This is a genomic window from Serratia sp. Res13-Sevr-LER1-36-b, assembly GCF_015673035.1.
Taxonomy (GTDB): Bacteria; Pseudomonadota; Gammaproteobacteria; order Enterobacterales; family Enterobacteriaceae; genus Chania; species Chania fonticola_C.
On record NZ_JADACK010000005.1, the window covers coordinates 689,209 to 709,575 of the forward strand.

The following is a 20,367-nucleotide window of genomic DNA, read 5'->3' on the forward strand; positions in this document are numbered from 1 at the left end:
CTGCCTGAACAAAAAAACATCGCTAAAGCTATCAATTACTTGGCAACGCCTAGCTAATCACATTACTATTTATGAACTATCCCCGAGGGATTGATCGGTATAACTTATTGTTATACGATGTTTTGCACGCCATTAAGCCTCTGGCCTTAAAATGAATATTCAATCTGACGTTGATTTTATTAGTCAGTACGTCTTCCTGCCGATTTACGCCATGACGGGAAGATTGCTGGCGGTGGAACTTCTCACCCGTTTTACTGGCTCGGGCGACAACCTGGCGATGCCTACGGAGATCGGCCTGCGGTTATTAACCCCAGAACAAAGGATTGAGTTATTCAACGATCAACTCACGCTGGCTGAAAAGCACGCGTCATGGTTTGTTGCCAACGGGGTGACATTGACCATTAATATCGAAGAAACGGTTGTCGATTGGCTGCTTGGCAGCGAAACACGTCGTCAACGAGTGCATCAGTTGCCGTTTATTGCTTTTGAAATCAATGAGAGTTTCCCCAACCTTTCCGCAGGGAAAGACAATGGGAAAATACGCTTGTTAAGTGACTACTTTTCGCTGTGGCTCGATGGTTTCGGTTCTGGCAAAGCGACGTTGACCGCGTTGTACGATGGTTTATTTGATTTTGTGAAGATCGACAAACGCTTTTATTGGCAATTGGTTACCCAACAGGGATATGACCTGGTTATCGATTCACTGCTTAAGAATATCAATCAACTTTGTAAGGGAGTTATTGTTTGCGGCATTGAGAAACATGAGTATTTCAATAAACTGACCAACACCGGTGTTTTAGGGCTACAGGGATTTTTATGGCCTGCCATCAGTGTGGATAATCTGCGGTCTCTACGCAGGATTGCTGAAGAGTTCGATAATAATAGCTGATTTTTACTTACACACCGGGGTAAATAGTGGACTGGATGATTTTTACCGTGATCCCAGTACTGATAATTATTGTCGCTTTATCATTGATAAAGCATTTTAGCCATGCGCGTAGTAGGTCATTAAAAGACTCACGCCGTCGGCGTTAAATAACCAAGCTAATAGGGCTCACCGCCGCTTTTTAGTCTACCACGCCCCTTCAGGTTATCGGCAAGGGGCGAATCCCTTGTAAATCCTCCGTGTTAATCTGCACCTCCAGGCTCTACACTAAGCGTTACGGAGGGCCTATGCCGCAATTTGAAAACGCTTATTACCAACAGCTGCCCGGTTTTTATACCGCACTGCAGCCGACGCCGCTTAAAGCGGCCCGTTTGCTGTATTACAGCCAGCCGCTGGCTCAGGAACTGGGGTTGGACGCAAGCTGGTTTACCCCAGAGAAAACGCCAATCTGGGCAGGTGAAACCCTGTTACCCGGTATGCAGCCTTTGGCGCAGGTTTACAGCGGCCATCAGTTTGGTTCCTGGGCAGGGCAGTTGGGAGATGGCCGGGGGATCCTGCTGGGCGAACAGCGGCTCGCGGACGGCCGCAGTATGGACTGGCATCTGAAAGGCGCTGGGTTAACGCCGTATTCCCGCATGGGCGATGGGCGGGCAGTGCTGCGCTCGGTGATCCGTGAATTCCTGGCCTCCGAGGCGCTATACCATTTGGGGATCCCGACGACGCGGGCCCTGACAATTGTCACCAGCGAACATCCGGTGTTTCGTGAACAACCGGAGCGCGGGGCAATGCTGCTGCGGGTGGCGGAAAGCCATGTTCGCTTTGGCCATTTCGAACATTTCTATTATCGCAAACAGTCGGAGCAGGTCAGGCAACTGGCGGACTTCGTTATTGCGCGCCATTGGTCGCAATGGGTTGATGAACAAGATCGCTATCTGCTGTGGTTTACCGATGTGGTGGAACGTACCGCACGTATGATTGCCCACTGGCAGTGCGTGGGGTTTGCCCACGGCGTGATGAATACCGACAATATGTCGATCCTCGGCCTGACGATGGATTATGGCCCTTATGGCTTCCTTGATGACTACCGGCCCGATTATATCTGCAATCATTCCGATCATCAGGGCCGTTATGCGTTCGATAACCAGCCTGCCGTGGGGTTATGGAACCTGCATCGATTGGCGCAAACGCTATCCGGTTTGCTGAGTGCCGAGCAGTTACAGCAGGCACTGGCCGCCTATAAACCCGCGCTGATGCAGGCTTATGGCGAGCAAATGCGTGCCAAACTGGGCTTGTTTACCCAGTCAAAACAGGATAACGATCTGCTGACCGGCTTATTGAGCCTGATGGCGCAAGAGGGACGCGACTACACTCGCATCTTCCGTTTATTGAGCGACGTTGAGCAGCAGCAGTCGCAAACGCCATTGCGTGATGAATTTATCGATCGCGATGTGTTTGACGGCTGGTATCAAAAATATCGCCAGCGCTTACAGCTTGAGCAGGTGAGTGATGCCGAGCGCCAGCAAGCGATGAAGCGGGCAAATCCTAAACTGATTTTGCGTAATTATCTGGCGCAGCAGGCCATCGAAGCGGCAGAGCAGGACGATGTCAGCAAGCTGGCACGTTTGCACCAGGCGTTGCTGCAACCTTTCGCCGACGATGCTCAGTATGACGATCTGGCGGCCTTGCCACCGGATTGGGGCAAGCATCTGGAAATTTCCTGTTCAAGCTAACGGCAGCAAGCCCTCCATGGCTTACCGTTACTGACGTAAAAATACCTGCGGCAGTGCGGTCTCCGGGTGGGCGGTGACACCGAGATCTGCCTGATACCAACGTGTCAGGATATCTGTCTGCAATACCTGCTGCGGGGTACCGGAAGCGACCAGGCGGCCCTGATGCAACAACAGAATACGATCGGCATACAGCGCGGCCAGATTAAGATCGTGCAATACGCAACAGACCGCCAACGGCTGCTGACGCGTCAGGGAGCGCAGCAGGCGTAAGGTATGCTGTTGATGATACAGATCGAGCGCCGAGGTGGGTTCATCAAGGAATAACCAGGATGGTGCGGGTTGCGGCTGCCACAACTGCACCAATACTCTGGCCAGTTGCACCCGCTGCTGTTCCCCGCCGGAAAGCTGGCGGTAATCACGTTGGGCCAGGCTGGTGCAATCGGTCTGCTCCATCACCTGTTGGATCGCCCGTTTGGCATCGCGCCCGCTATGCGGAGAACGCCCCATAGCGATCACTTCCTCCACGGTAAACGGAAAGGCCAGCTCGCTGTGTTGACGCATTACCGCCCGGACCTTGGCCAACTGCTGCGGTTGCCATTGCTCAAGCGGTTTACCTTGCAGGCGGCACTCGCCACAGTCTGCTGCCAGATAACCGGTAAGTAAGCGAAGCAAGGTCGACTTCCCCGCGCCGTTGGGGCCGATAATCGCCACCATTTCACCGCTGGCAATGCTGAGGGAGACATCGGTGATCAGCCTGCGATCCCCCAGGTTGTAACGCAATTGCCGTGCTGTCAGCTTTGATGAATCATCCACCGGTGCGCTCCCGCTGGCGCATCACCAGCCACAGAAAATAGGGACCACCGATCAGGCTGGTCATCAGGCCTACCGGCATTTCTGCCGGAGCGACCAGCGTACGTGCCAGCGTATCGCTCACCAACAGCAGGCAGGCACCGCCGAGGGCAGAGGCTGGCAACAACCAGCGGTGATCGCCCCCAAGCCGCATACGCACCAGGTGGGGTACCACCAGGCCAATAAAGCCGATCACGCCACTCATCGCTACGGCAGCCCCAATCAGCAGAGCGCTCAACAGTAGCAACTGCAGCTTGGCGCGTTGCACATTAACTCCAAGGTAATGTGCTTCTTCATCACCTAGCTGTAGCAGATTCAAACGACGAGCCTGTAACAGCGTCAGCAATGCGGCTGGCAGGATCAGCGAAGCGGACACCACCAGGGTAGGCCACTGTGACTGGCTAAGGCTGCCCATCATCCAGAGTGAAAACTGACGTAATTGCTGGTCGCTACTGAGGTACGACAGCACACCAATCGCCGCCATGCACAGCGCATTGATGGCGATACCCGCCAACAACAGCCGCGACAGGCTGCCGTGCCCGCTGCGGCTGATACCGTAGATCAGTATCGAAACCAGCAGGCTGCCAAGAAACGCCGCCAGCATATGGCTGTATAGCGCGATGAGCGGGGGCAGGGCCAGCGGCATGACGATCACCAGGGCGACGAACAGTGCGCCGCCGCTGCTGATCCCCAACAGGCTGGGATCGGCCAAGGGGTTGCGGAACAGCCCCTGCATCACCGCGCCGGAAACCGCCAACGCGCAACCGATCACTACGGCCAATAGCACGCGAGGCAGGCGTATATTCAGCCAGATATGCCAGGAGGCATCACTGAGAGGAGCCTGCCACAAGGTGCGAAATGATAGTGTCAACGCCCCCAGGTTAGCGGCCCCAAGCACCAGGATCGTCAGCAGGATCAGCAGGCTGCCGATCGCCAGGCGGGGTGAGGTTCGGCAACGCATTACTTTTGCTCCGCCGCTTTACGCAACAGGCCCAGCGCCTGCGGCGTTTCCAGACCAAAACCGAGCAGCGCCATATCATCAACGATCAGCACGCGGCGGTTTTTCCCCGCCGGTGTCAGAGCCATGCCGGGCAACAGCCAAAGGTTTTCCTGGCCACCGATGGAGCGAACGCCATCGGTAGTCACCAACAGCAAGTCTGGTGCGCTGGCAATCACGCCCTCTTGCGAGAGCGGGCGGTAACGGCTGAAACCTTGCATCGCGTTTTTCAACCCAGCCGCTCTGATAATGGCATCTGCCGCGGTTTGCTGGCCCGCGGCCATGGGGGTAATACCCCCGTGACTCATCACGAACAGTACTTTCACCGGCAGCGGCGTATTGGCTACCGCTGCCAACTGTTGCTGATAACGTTCAGCCAACTGCTTGCCTTGGCTACTGCGATTGATGGCATCGGCTATCACGCTGATTTTTTCAGGCACCGCCTGCACGGTGGTATCCCCAGGGATACGCACCACCTTCACGCCACTGTCCTCCAATTGCTTGAGCACCAACGCTGGCTCTGCCAACTCGGTAGTCAGGATCAACGTGGGTTTCAGCGCCAGAATACCTTCGGCATTCAGCTGGCGCATATAGCCTACGTCGGGCAATTTCTGCACCGCAGCAGGGTGCAAACTGGTACTGTCTCGTGCCACAACCTCATCGCCCGCGCCTAGTGCGAAGGCAATTTCGGTCACGTCACCGCCTATAGAGACAATCCTTTCGGCCGCAACGGCAACCAATGGAAACGCCAGCGCAACACACAGCGCCAGGCGACGGGCCAATGAAGCTATCATGCGGCGACTTCCTTCGGTTCAAGTGCAGCAACCTGTTCACGCCACTGCAGCTGCTCCGGTTGGCCTTCGGTACGTTGCCCGTAGAGTTGGGCGATCTGGGTGCCATCGGCGGCAAATAGCTCCAGGCTGGTGACCATGCCATCTTTGGTTGGTTTGCGTGTGATCCAGCTTTCGGCGATCGCCCCTTCAATCAGGTGCAGGGTAAAGTGGCGGTTGAAGATGTTGACCCAGCCGTCCTGCGGCATCAGACGTTCGATCTGGCCGGTAAAGATCTGTACGCAGCCCCGGTTGCCGACGAAGATCATGATTTCGTTTTGCGCAGACTTGGCGGCTTCCAGGATCTCCGTCAGCGCGCTGTTGTCCACGCGATAGGCCAGATCGTTTCCCACGGCACGGAAGGCCTGTTGGCGGGTCAGATTATTGCGGCTCAGAAGTTGGAAGAACTGGTGGACGTCGGTCATAGCCCGCCAGTCGGCATCGATTTTGGCGGTATCTGGCGCGCTGTTACTCTCTTTAATCTCGGCCGGTTGCAGCTCCAGTGCCGGGTTTTCCGCAATCTGATGGCGTTCGACCAGGGCGAACCAGGCGGTGAGGTCGGTTTCGTCGGTGGTGTAGACCTTATGCAGCGCGTCACCTTGATGATCAAAGAACTGGATGCTGTGGCGCACGCCACGCTTGTTGGTTTCACTCAGGGCAAAAACGCTGGCCCATTGGTTGAGGAACAGGCGTAGATCCAGCTCGCGCGGGTTGAGGATCAGCCCGGCATGACCACTGAGGTGCTGATTCTGATAACGCCCAACCTGTTCGTGTACCGCATAGCTGTTACGCGTGATGGACTTGGTGACGCCGACCTGTTCCAGTTCGGTCAGCAGCGTACGGGCATCGGCCTGCAGGCGACGAGCATCGTGGCCTACGCGGGCGTGGGTCAGTTCGGCTTCGCTGATACCCAACAGCTCGGCCAGATCGCGGGCATATTTACCTGGGTGATCAATTTTCGCCTGCTCATAACGTTGGTATAGGGTCTCGCTCATTAATTTGTTTCCTGTTTTTGTGGGTGAGGAGCGGGCAAAAACGGCCTGCCCGCTGTGGTTCAATGGGTTACCACTGATAGCTGACCAGCAGTTTGGCGTTACGACCATCCTGCGGAATGCCCTGTGGTGAGTAATATTCTTTATCGAAGGCGTTCCCCAGGACCACGGTAGTGGTGACGCCCTGCAGGTCTTCGCGGCCTTTATAGCTTAGGTAGAAATCGTTCACGCCATACCCGGCCTGTTTGGTGTAGCCGGTAGCCACGTTATGCGCACTCTGGGCAAAGGTTCCGACCCAGCCGGTGGATAAACCGGTCTCGGCAATAGGAATATCCAACACGCTGGTGACCGTATCCGGGTTGACACTGGGGAGCCAGTCACCCGTAGTTTCATCTTTACCACGTGTGCGGTTGTAGGCCAGATCCAAACCGAACCACCGGGTTTTATAGTTCAGCGAGGTATCCCATCCCCAAATCTTGGCGCGATCGATATTGGTTGAGAAGGTGGTACAGCTGATGCAGTACATACCGCGTGGGCCACGGCCTAACTCCATGGTGACACCGGTAGTAATATAATCTCTGGCTTTGGTATCGAAGTAGCTGGCCTTGAATTGCAGGGTGTCATCGGCCATTAACAGATCGTCAAAGCGTAAGCCGAAGCCGTATTCCTGCGTGGCGTTGGTTTCTGGCTTCAGATTCGGGTTAGGTACCCAATAGTTGGTGATCGTGGTTGGCCCCATCGGGATCGAGAAGTGCTTGGAGTCGTTGTACATCTCACCCATGGTCGGTGCGCGGAATGCCTGAGCATAAGAGGCGAACATCATCAACCAATCAGTAGGGGTAACGCTCATCGCACCACGGGATGACCACTTGTTAGCGTTGACGTCGTCATAACCGTCGCTAGAGCCTTTGAAATTGTCATAACGCGTCCCGGCAAGGAAAGAGACGGGCAGGTCACGTAGTGTGATCTCATCTTGCAGCCAGCCGGAAGCGAAGTTGATCTTGGCCTGCGGGAAGCTCTCTGTTGCGCCCCCCGGCGTCTGTTCCTGCCGATAGGCTTCGCTACCATAGGTAAACAGGTGCGAAGCGAAGCTGTCGGCGAACAGGCGGGTACGGTTTTCCAGCTTGCCACCTTTGGTGGTTTGTTTGCGAGCTTCATCCGTGCTGCCGTCCGTATGCGCATTGATCTCTACTTCGGAGTAATAAATCTTGGCATCGGCATCCAGCCAATCTTGGCCTGTAGGTTTGAGCTTATAACCGAGTTGTGCGTCGCGCTGAATCGTAGAACGGTCAGTTAACACATTGCTGCTCGAAACATCAGGCGTTTGCGGGTTCTTAGGTTCTTGTGCCCGGTTGTTGTAATAGCGCAGATTACCGCTCAGGGACTGGTTGTCATCAATGGCCCAGGTGCCTTTGGCCAAAATGTTGCTGATGGTTTCATCATTCGGCGCATTAAAGCCATCGCCCTGGCGAATATTGCCAATATCCCGGGTACCGAAAGAGATCAGACCATCGAGATCGTCAGTTTTACCGTAAGCACTGGCACCCATGCCAAGGCTATGATCGCCGGTAGCAGCAGTGCCGAAGACGCGGTAGCCGGAGTTATGGCCGGGCAACAGCAGATCGGCGGCATCCACCGTTTCATAGGAGATAACCCCACCTAATGCGCCACTGCCGTACAACAGTGCCGATGGGCCACGCACGACTTCAATACGTTTTACCAATCCAGGATCCAGGAAGGTGCCATTGATATGGCCGGTATCGGTTCCCTGACGAATACCATCAACCAGGATCAGCACGCCACGGCGATCGTAACCCCGCATCATGATGTCTTGCCCATTGCTCCGGCCAGTACCGGTTACGGTAACCCCAGGTACATGACGCAACATATCGCCGGCGGTGGTGGCGGTTTGGCTCTGAGGGCTGTTGCCGTCGATCACCGTCACCATCATCGGCGCTTCAAAACTGCTGCGCTGATTACCGGTGGCGACCACGGTCATGGCCTCATCTCTGTTTTTTTCTTGTGCCTTGGTGGCAGCGGAAACACTGGTGTCGGTCTGAGCAAAAACCACCGTAGGCAAAGCGCAGGCAATGGCCAGGCTTAATGCGGATAAACGCAGCCGGGAGGTAAAAATGGCAGGCATGTGCAACTCTCCGTATGACTCAACATATCAATAGATTTGCTGGCTGCCTGGATCGCAAGATCGGGGTGGCTGGCGTTAAAAGGAACTAAGACGTTATTTGGTTAAGATCAATTTTCCCGCTTTGGTTTGGCGAAGTTGATAGCGTTGCCCTTGATGGATGATCACCGCCAGGCCATCCGTGCCCAGTAGTTCGGCACTGTCGAAGCAGGGCGGTAAAGCGGCAGGAGCACTGCCGTCAGGAGTAACCAAAGCGTTGTTGGACTGTTGGCAATTATTGAGATTGTCCATAAATTCAACCGGTAAATGGTAATTAATATCAAATTGATAATCATTATCATGTGAACGAAAGGTTACATCAAGGGAAATTTTCTTACCGATGGAACCTTTTTGTCGTCATGCTTACCGGAGCTAGATTGATTGCGATCAATTTGCTGGTAAAACGGCTATTTCAACAGGGTTTCGATACGGCCGAACAGGCGCTCAGGTTTGGTGATGGGGGCAAAGCGTGTGATGCGCTCGCCATCGGCGGTGAGCAGGAATTTGGTGAAGTTCCACTTGATACGTTGGCTGCCTAACAGACCGGGAGCACGGCGTTTTAACTCGCTGAACAGGGGATGCGCCTGCGCGCCGTTGACGTCGATCTTGCTGAACAGCGGAAAGCTGACGCCATAGTTGAGGGTGCAGAAGTTGGCAATCTCCAGCGGGTTGCCTGGCTCCTGCCCGCCAAACTGATTGCAGGGAAAGCCCAGCACCATCAACCCTCGTGAGCGATAATACTGCCACAGCTTTTCCAAGCCTGCATACTGCGGGGTAAAGCCACACTTGCTGGCGGTATTGACCACCAGGTAGGCCTGCGCCGGAAAGTCGGCCAGCGTTTTATGTTCCCCTTGCAGGGTGATACAGGGAATGGACAGCAGTGAATGGTTCATGCGCAAAGGCTCCTGCTCGCTGTGGCAATGACGCTGAATGGGGAGTGATTGTATGCAGTATAGTTAAGCGGGCGCAGTGTGCGGCACCCGCTAAGTAGCAAGATCAGAAACGGGTATCTACCGCGTCGGCCAGCATAGCCAGCAACTGCTCGCTGTCCGACCAGCTCAGGCAAGGGTCGGTAATGGATTGGCCGTAGGTTAGTGATTGGCCAGCCACGATCTTCTGCGTGCCTTCCACCAGGAAGCTTTCGGCCATCACGCCAGCGACGGCCACGGAGCCTGCACGGATCTGTTGGCAGACGTTTTCCGCCACTTCCAACTGGCGGCGATGCAATTTCTGACAATTACCGTGGCTGAAGTCGATCACCAGCTGTTCAGGTAAATCAAACTCGCGCAAGCTATCACAGGCGGCTACCACATCGGTCGCGTGATAGTTTGGCGTCTTGCCGCCGCGCATGATGATATGGCCATAAGGGTTGCCGCTGGTCTGGTAAATGGTCATCTGGCCGGTTTTGTCTGGCGACAGGAACATATGACCGGCGCGTGCAGCACGGATGGCATCAATGGCGATGCGGGTATTGCCGTCGGTTCCATTTTTGAAACCAACCGGGCAAGAGAGCGCCGAGGCCATTTCACGGTGGATCTGGCTTTCGGTGGTGCGAGCGCCAATCGCGCCCCAGCTGATCAAGTCGGCAATATACTGGCCGATCACCATATCCAGGAACTCGGTCGCCGTTGGCAGGCCAAGCTGGTTCACTGACAATAGCAGCTTGCGCGCCATCTCAATGCCACGGTTGACCTGATAGCTGCCGTCCAGGTCGGGATCGGAAATCAAGCCTTTCCAGCCCACCACGGTGCGCGGTTTTTCAAAATAGGTGCGCATCACGATTTCCAGACGGTCCTGATAGCGCTCGCGCAGTACGTTAAGGCGGGTGGCATAGTCCATCGCCGCATCCAGATCGTGAATGGAGCAGGGGCCAATCACTACCAACAGGCGCTTATCTTCGCCGGTTAGGATTTTTTCGATACGTTTACGTGACGCCGTCACGTTATCGGCTACCGATGCTGAGATCGGCAACTTCTCTGCCAGCGCCTGAGGCGTGACCAAGCTGTCGATGCGCGCGGTCCGCAGTTCATCTGTTTTGTGCATGATTGTCTCTAAAACTGTTCTTCGCGACGGCAGGAATACCGGGAAGTGATGGCGATCACAATAACGCAAAAACCGCTGAATTCAACCGTAGAGATTGTGATCGGCTGATTAAAACCGATAAAAAAGCACAAAAAAGGGGGCATAGAGGACTCTCCGCCAGCCCCTACTATCAGAACATCCGCCGGCTCATCCCGAGGATATCGAGGATCTTGGTGGAGATCTCCTCCACCGAATAGTTGGTGGTATTGAGATAGCGGATCTGGTTTTTGCGAAACAGCGCTTCCACTTCGGCAACTTCCATCCTGCATTGGCGCGGGGAAGAGTAACGGCTGTTTTCGCGGCGTTCTTCGCGGATCGCTGTTAACCGCTCAGGGTTAATGGTCAACCCAAATAACTTATGTTGAAACGGTTTTAACGCGGCGGGTAGCTGCAAATTATCCATATCATCTGCGGTAAACGGATAGTTGGCCGCGCGGATACCAAATTGCATCGCCAGATACAGGCTGGTGGGGGTTTTACCACAGCGGGATACGCCGAGCAGGATCACTTGCGCCTGATCGAGATTGCGCAGCGATATCCCATCATCATGGGCCAGGGTGTATTCAATGGCCGCGATCCGGGCGTCATACTTGCCCAGGTTGTTTTCGGTCAGCCCGTGGGTGCGATTAGGTACTGGCGTTGGATCCACCGCTAATTCCCCCTGTAGCGGGCCGACCAGGGCTTGTACGATATCCTGGCAGAATCCTTCACTTTGGGTGATCACTTGGCGCACTTCCGGCGAGATAATCGAATAGAACACCAGTGGGCGCACACCGGTCTGTTGGTAAATATCATTGATCTGCTGGCATACGCCCCGCGCACGCGCTTCGGTTTCCACAAAGGGCAGAGTGAAAGTGGTGGCCTTGACGGGAAACTGTGACAGCACCGCATGCCCCAATACTTCGGCGGTAATGGCCGTGCCATCCGAGATATAAAAAACGCTTCTTTCCACCCATAACTCCTTAATGCCTGAAACGACTGATAGCAACATCATGGTCTGCATACCCACATAGGGTAAAGAGGGGGACAGAAATTTTGTGACGCTGGGAATCATTCGCGGCAATTAAATATATTTTATAAAACCCATTTTCATTTTTAATAAAATGACAGATGCTATTTTAACTAGCTGCGCTGACACAAGTTGGCGCTATTTTCGTCAAATCAATTACTAAAAACATGGGTATTTAAGCGAAAGTTTAAATAATACATAATTTGTTGAATTGTAAGCTTTTCGCCAGTTAGGGAACGATCCCTAATAAAGTTGTGCCCGATGGAATTCTCTTAATTGCTATTTTCTTCATTGGCTTGATCGATTCACCTGTCCATTGTCTATGGATCATTGTGCTAGTGTGGGTGGGTGCCGTTTTTTGCGGTACGAGTCAAAAATCCGTCAATACCCTACTGATAGCAATAAGGATTGTCTCGATGTCTAACAATGGCCCAGACTTGCGTAATGTGCTTTGGTACAACCAGCTTGGCATGCACGACGTTGACCGTGTCGGTGGCAAAAATGCCTCCCTCGGTGAAATGATCACCAATCTCTCCGATTTGGGCGTGGCCGTACCCAACGGTTTTGCCACCACCGCCCAGGCATTTAACGATTTTCTTGAGCAAAGTGGGGTTAACCAGCGCATTTATCAGCTGCTGGATCAGACTGACGTTGACGATATTGCTCAGCTGTCCAAGGCCGGTGCGCAAATTCGCCAATGGGTGATCGATACGCCTTTCCACGCGGAATTTGAGCGTGAAATTACCCTGGCGTACCAACAACTGTCCGAGGGCGAAAGCGAAGCCTCCTTTGCCGTGCGTTCTTCCGCCACGGCCGAAGATATGCCAGACGCCTCGTTTGCCGGCCAGCAGGAAACCTTCCTCAACGTACAGGGCATTGATGCGGTGATGGTGGCGATCAAACACGTCTTCGCCTCCCTGTTTAACGACCGTGCCATCTCTTACCGTGTGCATCAGGGTTACGATCACCGTGGCGTGGCGCTTTCCGCCGGTGTACAGCGCATGGTGCGCTCCGACCTGGCTTCCTCTGGGGTCATGTTTACCATTGATACCGAGTCCGGCTTTGATCAGGTGGTGTTTATTACCTCGGCGTTCGGCCTGGGGGAAATGGTGGTGCAAGGGGCGGTCAACCCGGATGAGTTTTATGTCCATAAACCGACGCTGCTAAAGGGCAATCCGGCCATTGTGCGCCGCAACCTTGGCTCGAAAAAAATCCGCATGGTGTACGCGCCTTCACAGGATCACGGCAAGCAGGTACGTATCGAAGATGTGCCAGAAGAGCAACGCAATCGTTTCTCTTTGACCGATGATGAAGTCCAGGCACTGGCGCATCAGGCGTTGTTGATCGAAAAACACTATGGCCGCCCGATGGATATCGAGTGGGCCAAAGACGGCCATACCGGCAAGCTGCTGATAGTCCAGGCGCGGCCAGAAACCGTGCGTTCCAATGAGCAGGTGATGGAACGCTACCAACTGAACGGTAACAGCACCGTGCTGGTGGAAGGCCGAGCCATCGGTCATCGCATTGGGGCTGGCCCGGTGAAGGTCATCCACAATATCAGCGAAATGGATCGCATTGAACCGGGTGACGTGTTGGTCACCGATATGACCGACCCGGATTGGGAACCGATCATGAAGAAGGCGGCTGCGATCGTAACCAACCGTGGCGGGCGTACCTGCCATGCGGCGATCATTGCCCGTGAACTGGGGATCCCTGCCGTTGTAGGTTGTGGCCACGCAACGGATCTGCTGAAAGAAGGGCAGAAAGTCACCGTGTCCTGCGCCGAAGGCGACACCGGCTTTGTCTACAGCGACATGCTGGAATTCAGCGTGCAAAGCTCGGAAGTCACTGAACTGCCAGAGCTCCCGTTGAAGATCATGATGAACGTCGGCAACCCAGACCGCGCGTTCGACTTCGCTCGCTTGCCAAATGAAGGTGTGGGGCTGGCCCGGTTGGAGTTTATTATCAACCGCATGATCGGCGTACACCCGCGTGCCCTGTTGGAGTTCGATCAGCAGACCCCGGAGCTGCAGGCAGAAATCAAGACGCTGATGTTAGGCTATGACGATCCGGTCGAGTTCTATGTCGGTCGTTTGACCGAAGGGATCGCTACGCTGGGGGCGGCATTCTGGCCGAAGCGCGTCATCGTGCGCCTTTCCGATTTCAAATCTAACGAATACGCTAACCTGGTCGGCGGCGAGAAATATGAGCCGCACGAAGAAAACCCGATGCTAGGTTTCCGTGGCGCAGGTCGTTACGTGGCGGACAGCTTCCGCGACTGCTTCGCCATGGAATGTGCCGCGATGAAGCGGGTACGTAATGAAATGGGCTTGACCAACGTTGAGGTGATGGTGCCGTTTGTGCGTACCGTGGCTCAGGCGGAGGCCGTGGTGGCAGAGTTGGGGCGTCAGGGCCTCAAGCGCGGCGAAAACGGGCTGAAAGTGATCATGATGTGTGAGATCCCGTCCAACGCCTTGCTGGCCGATCAGTTCCTTGAGCACTTTGATGGCTTCTCTATCGGCTCCAACGATATGACGCAGCTCACGCTGGGGCTGGATCGCGATTCCGGTGTGGTTTCAGAACTGTTTGACGAACGCAATGAGGCGGTCAAGGCGCTGCTTTCCATGGCGATCCAGGCGGCCAAGCGTCACGGCAAATATGTCGGCATCTGTGGGCAAGGTCCGTCAGACCATGCAGACTTTGCCGAGTGGCTGATGGATCAGGGGATTGATAGCCTGTCGCTTAACCCGGATACCGTGGTGCAGACCTGGGTTAATTTGTCACAAAGAAAGTAAACCTGAATAACAACGTCTGTTGAAAACATAAAACCGCCGGTTAAATCTGGCGGTTTTTTTATATTGGCGGGTTATTTTGCACAAAAAAAAGCCCATCAAAAGACGGGCAAAGACTACACACAGCAATTCAGTGATTCGGGGTAACTCTGTTAGGTGACTTGGCTGGAAAACGATGCATGGAAAGCAATGATTTTCAGTAAGATAGAGTTTTATACTAGGCAGTTATCTGGCGCGCGTCATTAAGAATCGTCCCAATAAAACAGCCTGGAATGTACCGGTTCATTGCAAGAACAGGTATTTGAATGGCATCTATTATGGCAAGAGGTGAGTCAGCCGAATAATTATCGGGGACGATGCGGCGGGAAAAGAGAATATTTAGGTTAATCGCCTGCCCAATGGATGAGCAGGCGATGCCGGGATCACAGCTGTTCTAAATCTTTGGCGACTTCTTCCAGATCGGCGGTGGGCTCCGGGGCTTCGTTCACCCAGGCGCTAATCAACCGATAAGAGACCGCCAGCACGACTGGGCCGATAAACAGGCCAATCATCCCGAAGGCCAGCAGGCCACCGATAACGCCTGACAAGATCAGAATCAACGGCAGGTCGGCACCCATGCGGATTAGCGCCGGGCGCAGGAAGTTATCCAGAGTTCCGACCACACAGCTCCACACCAATAGCACTGTGCCCCAGGTGGTGTCACCGGTCCAGTACAGCCAGATAATGGCCGGGACCAAGATCAGCAATGGCCCCAGTTGGGCGAGGCAAAAGACGAACATCACTACGGTCAGCAAGGTGGCCGCCGGAATGCCAGAAACGGCCAGCCCAATACCGCCCAGGATCGATTGCACCAATGCCGTCACCACCACGCCTAATGCGACAGCACGGATCGCTTGCCCGGCCAGTAACACGGCCGCGTCGCCCCGAGTGGAAGCAAGGCGCACGGCAAAATGGCGGATCGCCATGCCAACCTGCTCACCGCGGGCGTACAGCAAGGCGCTGAACAGTAACATTAGCGAACAGTGGATCAGGAAACGGCCAATATGTGCCGCCTGGGTGACAAACCAGGTGGCGGTTTGGCCAAAGTAAGGTTGAATTTTGGCCACCAGGGCGTTACCACCGGTGTTCACCAACAGATGATAGCTGTTGTAGACTTTGTGCCCGATCACCGGAATGGAGCGCAGCCACTCAAGCTGTGGAACGTGGAGCTGGCCCGGCGAGTTCACCCAGGCTACGATTGGTGCGCTGTTATCCACCACGCTGCTGATCAATAGGGCAATAGGCAGCACAAACAGTAAGAGCAGCAGGATGGTCATCACCAGCACGGCCAACGACCGACGGCCCCAAAGTAGGCTCTGTAGTTTAATCAATACCGGCCAGGTGGCGATCACCACCATGGATGCCCAGGCAAATCCCAGAATAAAGGGTTGAATGACCCAAAAACTGGCGACGATCATAATGGCGATAAACAGCACACCAAAAATTATCGTCGGTAAATCGTAGCGGCGTTGCGGTTGTGTCATGAATGCGTTTTCATCCTAGTGAGTTAATTCCTTGGTACCCTTTTATCATGGAGCATTTTTGGCAACTTTCACAGTCAGCAGCACATTTTGCCGTGGAACGTCATCTGCGGTACAGCCTTTCACTATTAAGTGCAGTGGAATAACCGCCAGACTTTCCTCTTCCTAAAGCGCAGCCATCGGCTGCGCTACCATTTTCCCCGCCAAATAATGCCAAATTCAGGATGTACAAGCGGCAAAACACCCGCCATTATGAGGTAGATAGCGATGATGTAGGAGCGGGTTACGCCCCTTGCGGTTATCGTGATAATAAAAGACAGGGGAGGGCCAGTTCCGGGCCCGATTAAGCAATTAAGAGCAGACAGAGTCAAACAAGCGAATGATCCCACAAATTTCTCAGGCATCCGGCCTCGTTCAACGGGTGCTGGACTTTTTGGCCGCGTTAAAACAGAGCGGATTCAACGGCGATACCGCCACTAGCTATTCCGATCGGCTGACGATGGCGACGGACAACAGCATTTACCAACTGTTGCCCGATGCGGTGGTGTTTCCTCGCTCAACCGCTGATGTGGCGCTGATCGCCCGTCTGGCCGACGAAGACCGCTTCAAGGCGCTCACCTTCAGCCCGCGCGGTGGCGGCACCGGCACCAATGGACAGGCACTTAACACCGGCATTGTGGTTGATATGTCGCGTTACATGAACCGCATTCTGGACATCAACGTCGAGCAGGGTTGGGTGCGGGTAGAAGCCGGGGTGATTAAAGACCAGCTCAACCAGTATTTACGGCCGTTCGGCTATTTCTTCGCGCCGGAGCTTTCCACCAGCAACCGCGCTACCCTCGGTGGCATGATCAATACCGACGCGTCTGGTCAGGGCTCGCTGGTATACGGCAAAACCTCAGACCATGTGCTGGGGCTGCGGGCGGTGTTGCTGGGGGGCGAAATGATCGATACCCGCGTCATGCCGACGCCGCTGGCGGAAACGATTGCCCAGGAAGATACGCCTGAAGGGCGGATCTACCAAACCGTGCTGAATCGTTGCCGCGAGCAACGGGCGCTGATCCTGGAAAAATTCCCCAAGCTTAACCGCTTCCTCACTGGCTACGATCTGCGCCACGTGCTGAGCGACGATCTGCAAACCTTCGATCTGACCCGCATTCTGACCGGTGCCGAAGGGACCTTGGCCTTTATCACCGAAGCGCGGCTGGATATCACACCGTTGCCGAAGGTACGGCGGCTGGTAAACGTCAAATATGACTCTTTCGATTCGGCCCTGCGCAATGCGCCCTTTATGGTGGAAGCCAAGGCGTTGTCGGTGGAAACCATTGATTCCAAAGTGCTGAATCTGGCCCGCGAAGATATCGTCTGGCACTCGGTCAGCGAGCTGATCACCAACGTGCCGGATAAAGAGATGCTCGGGTTGAACATCGTTGAGTTTGCCGGTGACGATAAGGAACTGATCGACGGCCAGATGGAAGCGTTGTGCGAGCGTCTGGATGACCTGATCTCCGAGCAGCAGGCTGGGGTGATCGGTTATCAGATTTGCGGCGATTTGACCGGCATTGAGCGCATCTACAATATGCGCAAAAAGGCGGTTGGGCTGTTGGGTAACGCCAAAGGGCAGGCCAAACCCATCCCGTTTGCTGAAGATACCTGCGTGCCGCCGCAGCACCTGGCCGACTACATCACCGAGTTTCGCCAACTGTTGGATAGCCATAACCTGAGTTACGGTATGTTCGGCCACGTTGATGCCGGGGTGCTGCACGTGCGCCCGGCGTTAGATATGTGCGATCCCCAGCAAGAAGTGCTGATGAAGCAAATATCTGACCAGGTGGTGGCGTTAACCGCGAAGTATGGCGGCCTGCTATGGGGGGAACATGGGAAGGGCTTCCGGGCGGAGTATAGCCCGGCGTTCTTCGGCGAGGAGCTCTATGAAGAACTGCGCCGCATCAAGGCTGCGTTTGACCCGCTCAATCGCCTCAATCCGGGTAAAATCTGCCCGCCGCTGGGCGTAGATGCCGTGATGATGAAAGTTGATGCGGTAAAGCGAGGTACTTTCGATCGCCGCATTCCCATCGATGTCCGCACCTCGTTCCGTGGCGCGATGGAGTGTAACGGCAACGGACTGTGTTTCAACTTTGATGTCCACAGCCCGATGTGCCCATCGATGAAGATCACCGCTAATCGGATCCACTCGCCGAAAGGCCGTGCGGCCCTGGTGCGCGAATGGTTACGGTTATTGGCAGAGCAGGGCGTCGACCCCGTTGCGTTGGAAAAACAGTTGCCGCAGCAGCGCCTCAGCTTCCGCACCCTGGTTGAGAAAACCCGTAATAGCTGGCATGCAGGCAAGGGCGAATATGACTTCTCCCATGAAGTCAAAGAAGCGATGTCTGGCTGCCTGGCTTGTAAAGCCTGCTCGACCCAGTGCCCGATCAAGATCGACGTGCCGGGCTTCCGTTCACGCTTCCTGCAGCTTTATCACACCCGTTATTTGCGGCCAATGCGTGACTACGTGGTCGCTGGTGTCGAGAGCTATACCCCGTTGATGGCCAAGGCGCCGAAGGTGTTCAACTTCTTCTTCAAGCAGCCATGGGTGCGCGAACTGAGCCGCAGCAGCATCGGTATGGTGGATTTACCGCTGCTATCCAGCCCAACGTTACGCCAACAACTGTCGGGCCATAGCGCGTTCAGCATGACGCTTGAACAGTTGGAAGCATTGAGCGAAAGCCAGCGCGAACAGCATGTGCTGGTGGTGCAGGATCCGTTTACCAGCTATTACGATGCCCAGGTCGTGGCAGACTTTGTACGGCTGGTGGAAAAGCTGGGCTACAAGCCGGTACTGTTGCCTTTCTCACCGAACGGTAAGGCACAGCATATCAAAGGCTTCCTGACGCGCTTTGCCAAAACGGCGCGCAAGACCGCGGACTTCCTTAACCGGGTAGCCAAACTGGGGATGCCGATGGTGGGTGTCGATCCGGCGCTGGTGCTGTGTTATCGCGACGAGTATCAAGAAATTCTCGGGGCCGAACGGGGGAGTTTCCAGGTGCAACTGGTCCATGAATGGTTGCAAAAGTTGCTGGCAGAACGTGCGGAACAGCCTGCCACCGGGGAAGCCTGGTATCTGTTTGGCCACTGTACCGAAACCACCGCATTACCGGCGAGTACCCAGCAGTGGGCTGCCATCTTTGCCCGTTTTGGCGCCAAGTTGGAAAACGTCAGCGTGGGTTGCTGTGGCATGGCGGGCACTTACGGTCACGAAGCCAAGAATCTGCAAAATTCCTTGGGTATTTATGAGCTATCATGGCATCAGGCGCTACAACGTTTGCCAAGGCAACGCTGTCTGGCGACCGGTTATTCTTGCCGCAGCCAGGTAAAACGCATTGAAGGCAATGGCGTGCGGCATCCATTACAGGCACTTCTGGAGATGATTGCGTGAAGCTGTGGAAACGTGAAACAACGCTGGAACAACTCAACCAAAGCGGCGAAGGATGCATGGTTGCCCATGTGGGCATTCAGTTCACCCGTTTGGAAGATGACTATTTAGAGGCGGTGATGCCCGTCGATCACCGTACTACCCAGCCGTTTGGCCTGTTACACGGTGGGGCTTCGGTGGTGCTGGCTGAGTCGATGGGCTCAATGGCGGGTTATCTGTGCACCGAAGGGGAACAAAAGGTGGTGGGGTTGGAGATTAACGCCAACCACCTGCGCGCGGTATTTAAAGGGCAGGTGCGCGGAGTGTGTCGTGCGTTGCACGCTGGCCGCCGCAATCAGGTCTGGCAGATCGAGATCTTCGACGATCGCGATCGCCTGTGCTGTACCTCACGGCTGACCACGGCGGTATTGGAATAGAGGCCCCCCTCACCCTAACCCTCTCCCACAGGGAGAGGGAGCTGTTGGCCTCTGCTCTTTTGGAAGTAAGGAGGTTATCTCTGCAAACGCGAATGCCCCTCATCCAAAGTACGTCACCGAATTTCAGTTGCACTCGATCGGTCCTCTTGCCCTGTGCGAGAGGGGCCAGCTTTATAACTGGAAGGGGACCCGTTTCACAAAATCCTTCTGAAAAGCGGTAGCCTTGTCCCAGCCGCCTTCCATCGAATATTTCTGGCAAATCAGCGTTAGCGTATGCCGGGCAAAATGATAGCACTGTACGCGGAACAGCTGACAACGCTGTGGGTTGTTGATCTCGACGATCAGCCGGTTATGCAGTTTGCTCAGCGCATGCAGGTAACTCTCGTCATCGCCATTTTCCAGGCATAAATTCGCCATGCCAAGGCTGACGCCGTTGTAACGCTTCAGATGATTGATGTTGCATTCCGGCCGCTGTAACGCCGCTTCCGCCATATAGAAATCCACTGTGGCATCACGGATGTTGAACTTGTATTCATCAATTTTGCTCAGCAGCCACGCATTCATCGAGATAGCCATAGGTCCACGCCCAATTAAAGCTTAATGATAATCATTATCATATTTGCAGCTGTGGCGATGATCAATGCTCCCCGCA

16 protein-coding genes are annotated in these 20,367 nt (G+C 54.7%); 5 read left to right on the forward strand and 11 right to left on the reverse strand.

The genetic code is table 11. The features are described 5' to 3' along the window. Window positions 1-151: 151 nt before the first annotated feature. Window positions 152-889, forward strand: coding sequence for an EAL domain-containing protein (locus IMQ33_RS04250; protein WP_098931296.1), 738 nt, complete (start codon window positions 152-154; stop codon window positions 887-889). A gap of 284 nt (window positions 890-1,173) precedes the next feature. Beyond that, window positions 1,174-2,616: a protein adenylyltransferase SelO gene (locus IMQ33_RS04255; RefSeq protein ID WP_196062513.1), complete on the forward strand. Its 1,443-nt coding sequence runs from the start codon at window positions 1,174-1,176 to the stop codon at window positions 2,614-2,616. A 27-nt stretch (window positions 2,617-2,643) separates the two neighbouring features. On the opposite strand, the gene IMQ33_RS04260 is transcribed toward IMQ33_RS04255, so the two are convergent. The 9 genes from IMQ33_RS04260 to IMQ33_RS04300 all read right to left on the reverse strand — a co-directional run bounded on the left by IMQ33_RS04260 (window position 2,644) and on the right by IMQ33_RS04300 (window position 11,497). Beyond that, window positions 2,644-3,429: a heme ABC transporter ATP-binding protein gene (locus IMQ33_RS04260; RefSeq protein WP_098931294.1), complete on the reverse strand. Its 786-nt coding sequence runs from the start codon at window positions 3,427-3,429 to the stop codon at window positions 2,644-2,646. After that, a complete protein-coding gene (locus IMQ33_RS04265; protein ID WP_065686090.1) occupies window positions 3,422-4,426 on the reverse strand; it encodes an iron ABC transporter permease in 1,005 nt (334 codons plus the stop codon). The genes IMQ33_RS04260 and IMQ33_RS04265 overlap by 8 nt, the downstream gene beginning before the upstream one ends. Then, on the reverse strand, window positions 4,426-5,256 hold the full coding sequence (locus tag IMQ33_RS04270) for a hemin ABC transporter substrate-binding protein (protein WP_098931292.1): 831 nt from the start codon (window positions 5,254-5,256) through the stop codon (window positions 4,426-4,428). The genes IMQ33_RS04265 and IMQ33_RS04270 overlap by 1 nt, the downstream gene beginning before the upstream one ends. Then, window positions 5,253-6,287: a hemin-degrading factor gene (locus IMQ33_RS04275; RefSeq protein ID WP_196062514.1), complete on the reverse strand. Its 1,035-nt coding sequence runs from the start codon at window positions 6,285-6,287 to the stop codon at window positions 5,253-5,255. Before IMQ33_RS04275 ends, IMQ33_RS04270 begins: the two co-directional genes overlap by 4 nt. Window positions 6,288-6,354: 67 nt before the next feature. After that, a complete protein-coding gene (locus tag IMQ33_RS04280; RefSeq protein ID WP_161712065.1) occupies window positions 6,355-8,427 on the reverse strand; it encodes a TonB-dependent hemoglobin/transferrin/lactoferrin family receptor in 2,073 nt (690 codons plus the stop codon). 93 nt (window positions 8,428-8,520) lie between these two features. After that, window positions 8,521-8,715 (reverse strand): hemin uptake protein HemP, encoded by a 195-nt coding sequence (gene hemP / locus IMQ33_RS04285; RefSeq protein ID WP_021804574.1) that lies wholly within the window; start codon window positions 8,713-8,715, stop codon window positions 8,521-8,523. Window positions 8,716-8,870: 155 nt separating this feature from the next. Beyond that, complete coding sequence (locus IMQ33_RS04290; protein WP_161740230.1) at window positions 8,871-9,356, reverse strand: glutathione peroxidase; 486 nt, start codon at window positions 9,354-9,356, stop codon at window positions 8,871-8,873. 103 nt (window positions 9,357-9,459) lie between these two features. Next, a complete protein-coding gene (locus IMQ33_RS04295) occupies window positions 9,460-10,506 on the reverse strand; it encodes a 3-deoxy-7-phosphoheptulonate synthase (RefSeq protein WP_021178121.1) in 1,047 nt (348 codons plus the stop codon). Between the two features lie 169 nt (window positions 10,507-10,675). After that, complete coding sequence (locus IMQ33_RS04300; protein ID WP_021804571.1) at window positions 10,676-11,497, reverse strand: pyruvate, water dikinase regulatory protein; 822 nt, start codon at window positions 11,495-11,497, stop codon at window positions 10,676-10,678. Window positions 11,498-11,970: 473 nt separating this feature from the next. Between IMQ33_RS04300 and ppsA the strand changes: the two genes are divergently transcribed. Next, window positions 11,971-14,349 carry a phosphoenolpyruvate synthase gene (gene ppsA / locus IMQ33_RS04305; RefSeq protein ID WP_065686095.1) on the forward strand — a complete coding sequence of 793 codons (2,379 nt, stop codon included), beginning with the start codon at window positions 11,971-11,973 and terminating at the stop codon, window positions 14,347-14,349. A 419-nt stretch (window positions 14,350-14,768) separates the two neighbouring features. Here ppsA and ydiK read toward each other — a convergent pair whose 3' ends face one another. After that, window positions 14,769-15,869, reverse strand: a complete 1,101-nt coding sequence (ydiK, locus tag IMQ33_RS04310; protein ID WP_196062515.1) for an AI-2E family transporter YdiK — start codon at window positions 15,867-15,869, stop codon at window positions 14,769-14,771. A 376-nt stretch (window positions 15,870-16,245) separates the two neighbouring features. Here ydiK and IMQ33_RS04315 point away from each other — a divergent pair, with 376 nt between their 5' ends. Both IMQ33_RS04315 and menI read left to right on the forward strand, forming a co-directional pair. After that, window positions 16,246-19,302, forward strand: a complete 3,057-nt coding sequence (locus tag IMQ33_RS04315; RefSeq protein WP_196062516.1) for an FAD-binding and (Fe-S)-binding domain-containing protein — start codon at window positions 16,246-16,248, stop codon at window positions 19,300-19,302. Continuing rightward, complete coding sequence (menI, locus tag IMQ33_RS04320) at window positions 19,299-19,715, forward strand: 1,4-dihydroxy-2-naphthoyl-CoA hydrolase (protein ID WP_021178115.1); 417 nt, start codon at window positions 19,299-19,301, stop codon at window positions 19,713-19,715. The genes IMQ33_RS04315 and menI overlap by 4 nt, the downstream gene beginning before the upstream one ends. 171 nt (window positions 19,716-19,886) lie before the next feature. Here the strand turns inward: menI and IMQ33_RS04325 are convergent, their stop codons facing one another. Then, on the reverse strand, window positions 19,887-20,291 hold the full coding sequence (locus IMQ33_RS04325) for a hypothetical protein (RefSeq protein ID WP_024486172.1): 405 nt from the start codon (window positions 20,289-20,291) through the stop codon (window positions 19,887-19,889). Between the last annotated feature and the right edge of the window lie 76 nt (window positions 20,292-20,367).

Bases quoted from the DNA above. Each gene is read 5' to 3' on its own strand.
- IMQ33_RS04290 (WP_161740230.1), bottom strand. From the start codon at position 9,356: ATGAACCATTCACTGCTGTCCATTCCCTGTATCACCCTGCAAGGGGAA.
- IMQ33_RS04315 (WP_196062516.1), top strand. From the start codon at position 16,246: ATGATCCCACAAATTTCTCAGGCATCCGGCCTCGTTCAACGGGTGCTG.
- ydiK (WP_196062515.1), bottom strand. From the start codon at position 15,869: ATGACACAACCGCAACGCCGCTACGATTTACCGACGATAATTTTTGGT.
- IMQ33_RS04270 (WP_098931292.1), bottom strand. From the start codon at position 5,256: ATGATAGCTTCATTGGCCCGTCGCCTGGCGCTGTGTGTTGCGCTGGCG.
- IMQ33_RS04250 (WP_098931296.1), top strand. From the start codon at position 152: ATGAATATTCAATCTGACGTTGATTTTATTAGTCAGTACGTCTTCCTG.
- IMQ33_RS04265 (WP_065686090.1), bottom strand. From the start codon at position 4,426: ATGCGTTGCCGAACCTCACCCCGCCTGGCGATCGGCAGCCTGCTGATC.
- ppsA (WP_065686095.1), top strand. From the start codon at position 11,971: ATGTCTAACAATGGCCCAGACTTGCGTAATGTGCTTTGGTACAACCAG.
- hemP (WP_021804574.1), bottom strand. From the start codon at position 8,715: ATGGACAATCTCAATAATTGCCAACAGTCCAACAACGCTTTGGTTACT.
- IMQ33_RS04325 (WP_024486172.1), bottom strand. From the start codon at position 20,291: ATGGCTATCTCGATGAATGCGTGGCTGCTGAGCAAAATTGATGAATAC.
- IMQ33_RS04275 (WP_196062514.1), bottom strand. From the start codon at position 6,287: ATGAGCGAGACCCTATACCAACGTTATGAGCAGGCGAAAATTGATCAC.
- IMQ33_RS04255 (WP_196062513.1), top strand. From the start codon at position 1,174: ATGCCGCAATTTGAAAACGCTTATTACCAACAGCTGCCCGGTTTTTAT.
- IMQ33_RS04280 (WP_161712065.1), bottom strand. From the start codon at position 8,427: ATGCCTGCCATTTTTACCTCCCGGCTGCGTTTATCCGCATTAAGCCTG.
- IMQ33_RS04295 (WP_021178121.1), bottom strand. From the start codon at position 10,506: ATGCACAAAACAGATGAACTGCGGACCGCGCGCATCGACAGCTTGGTC.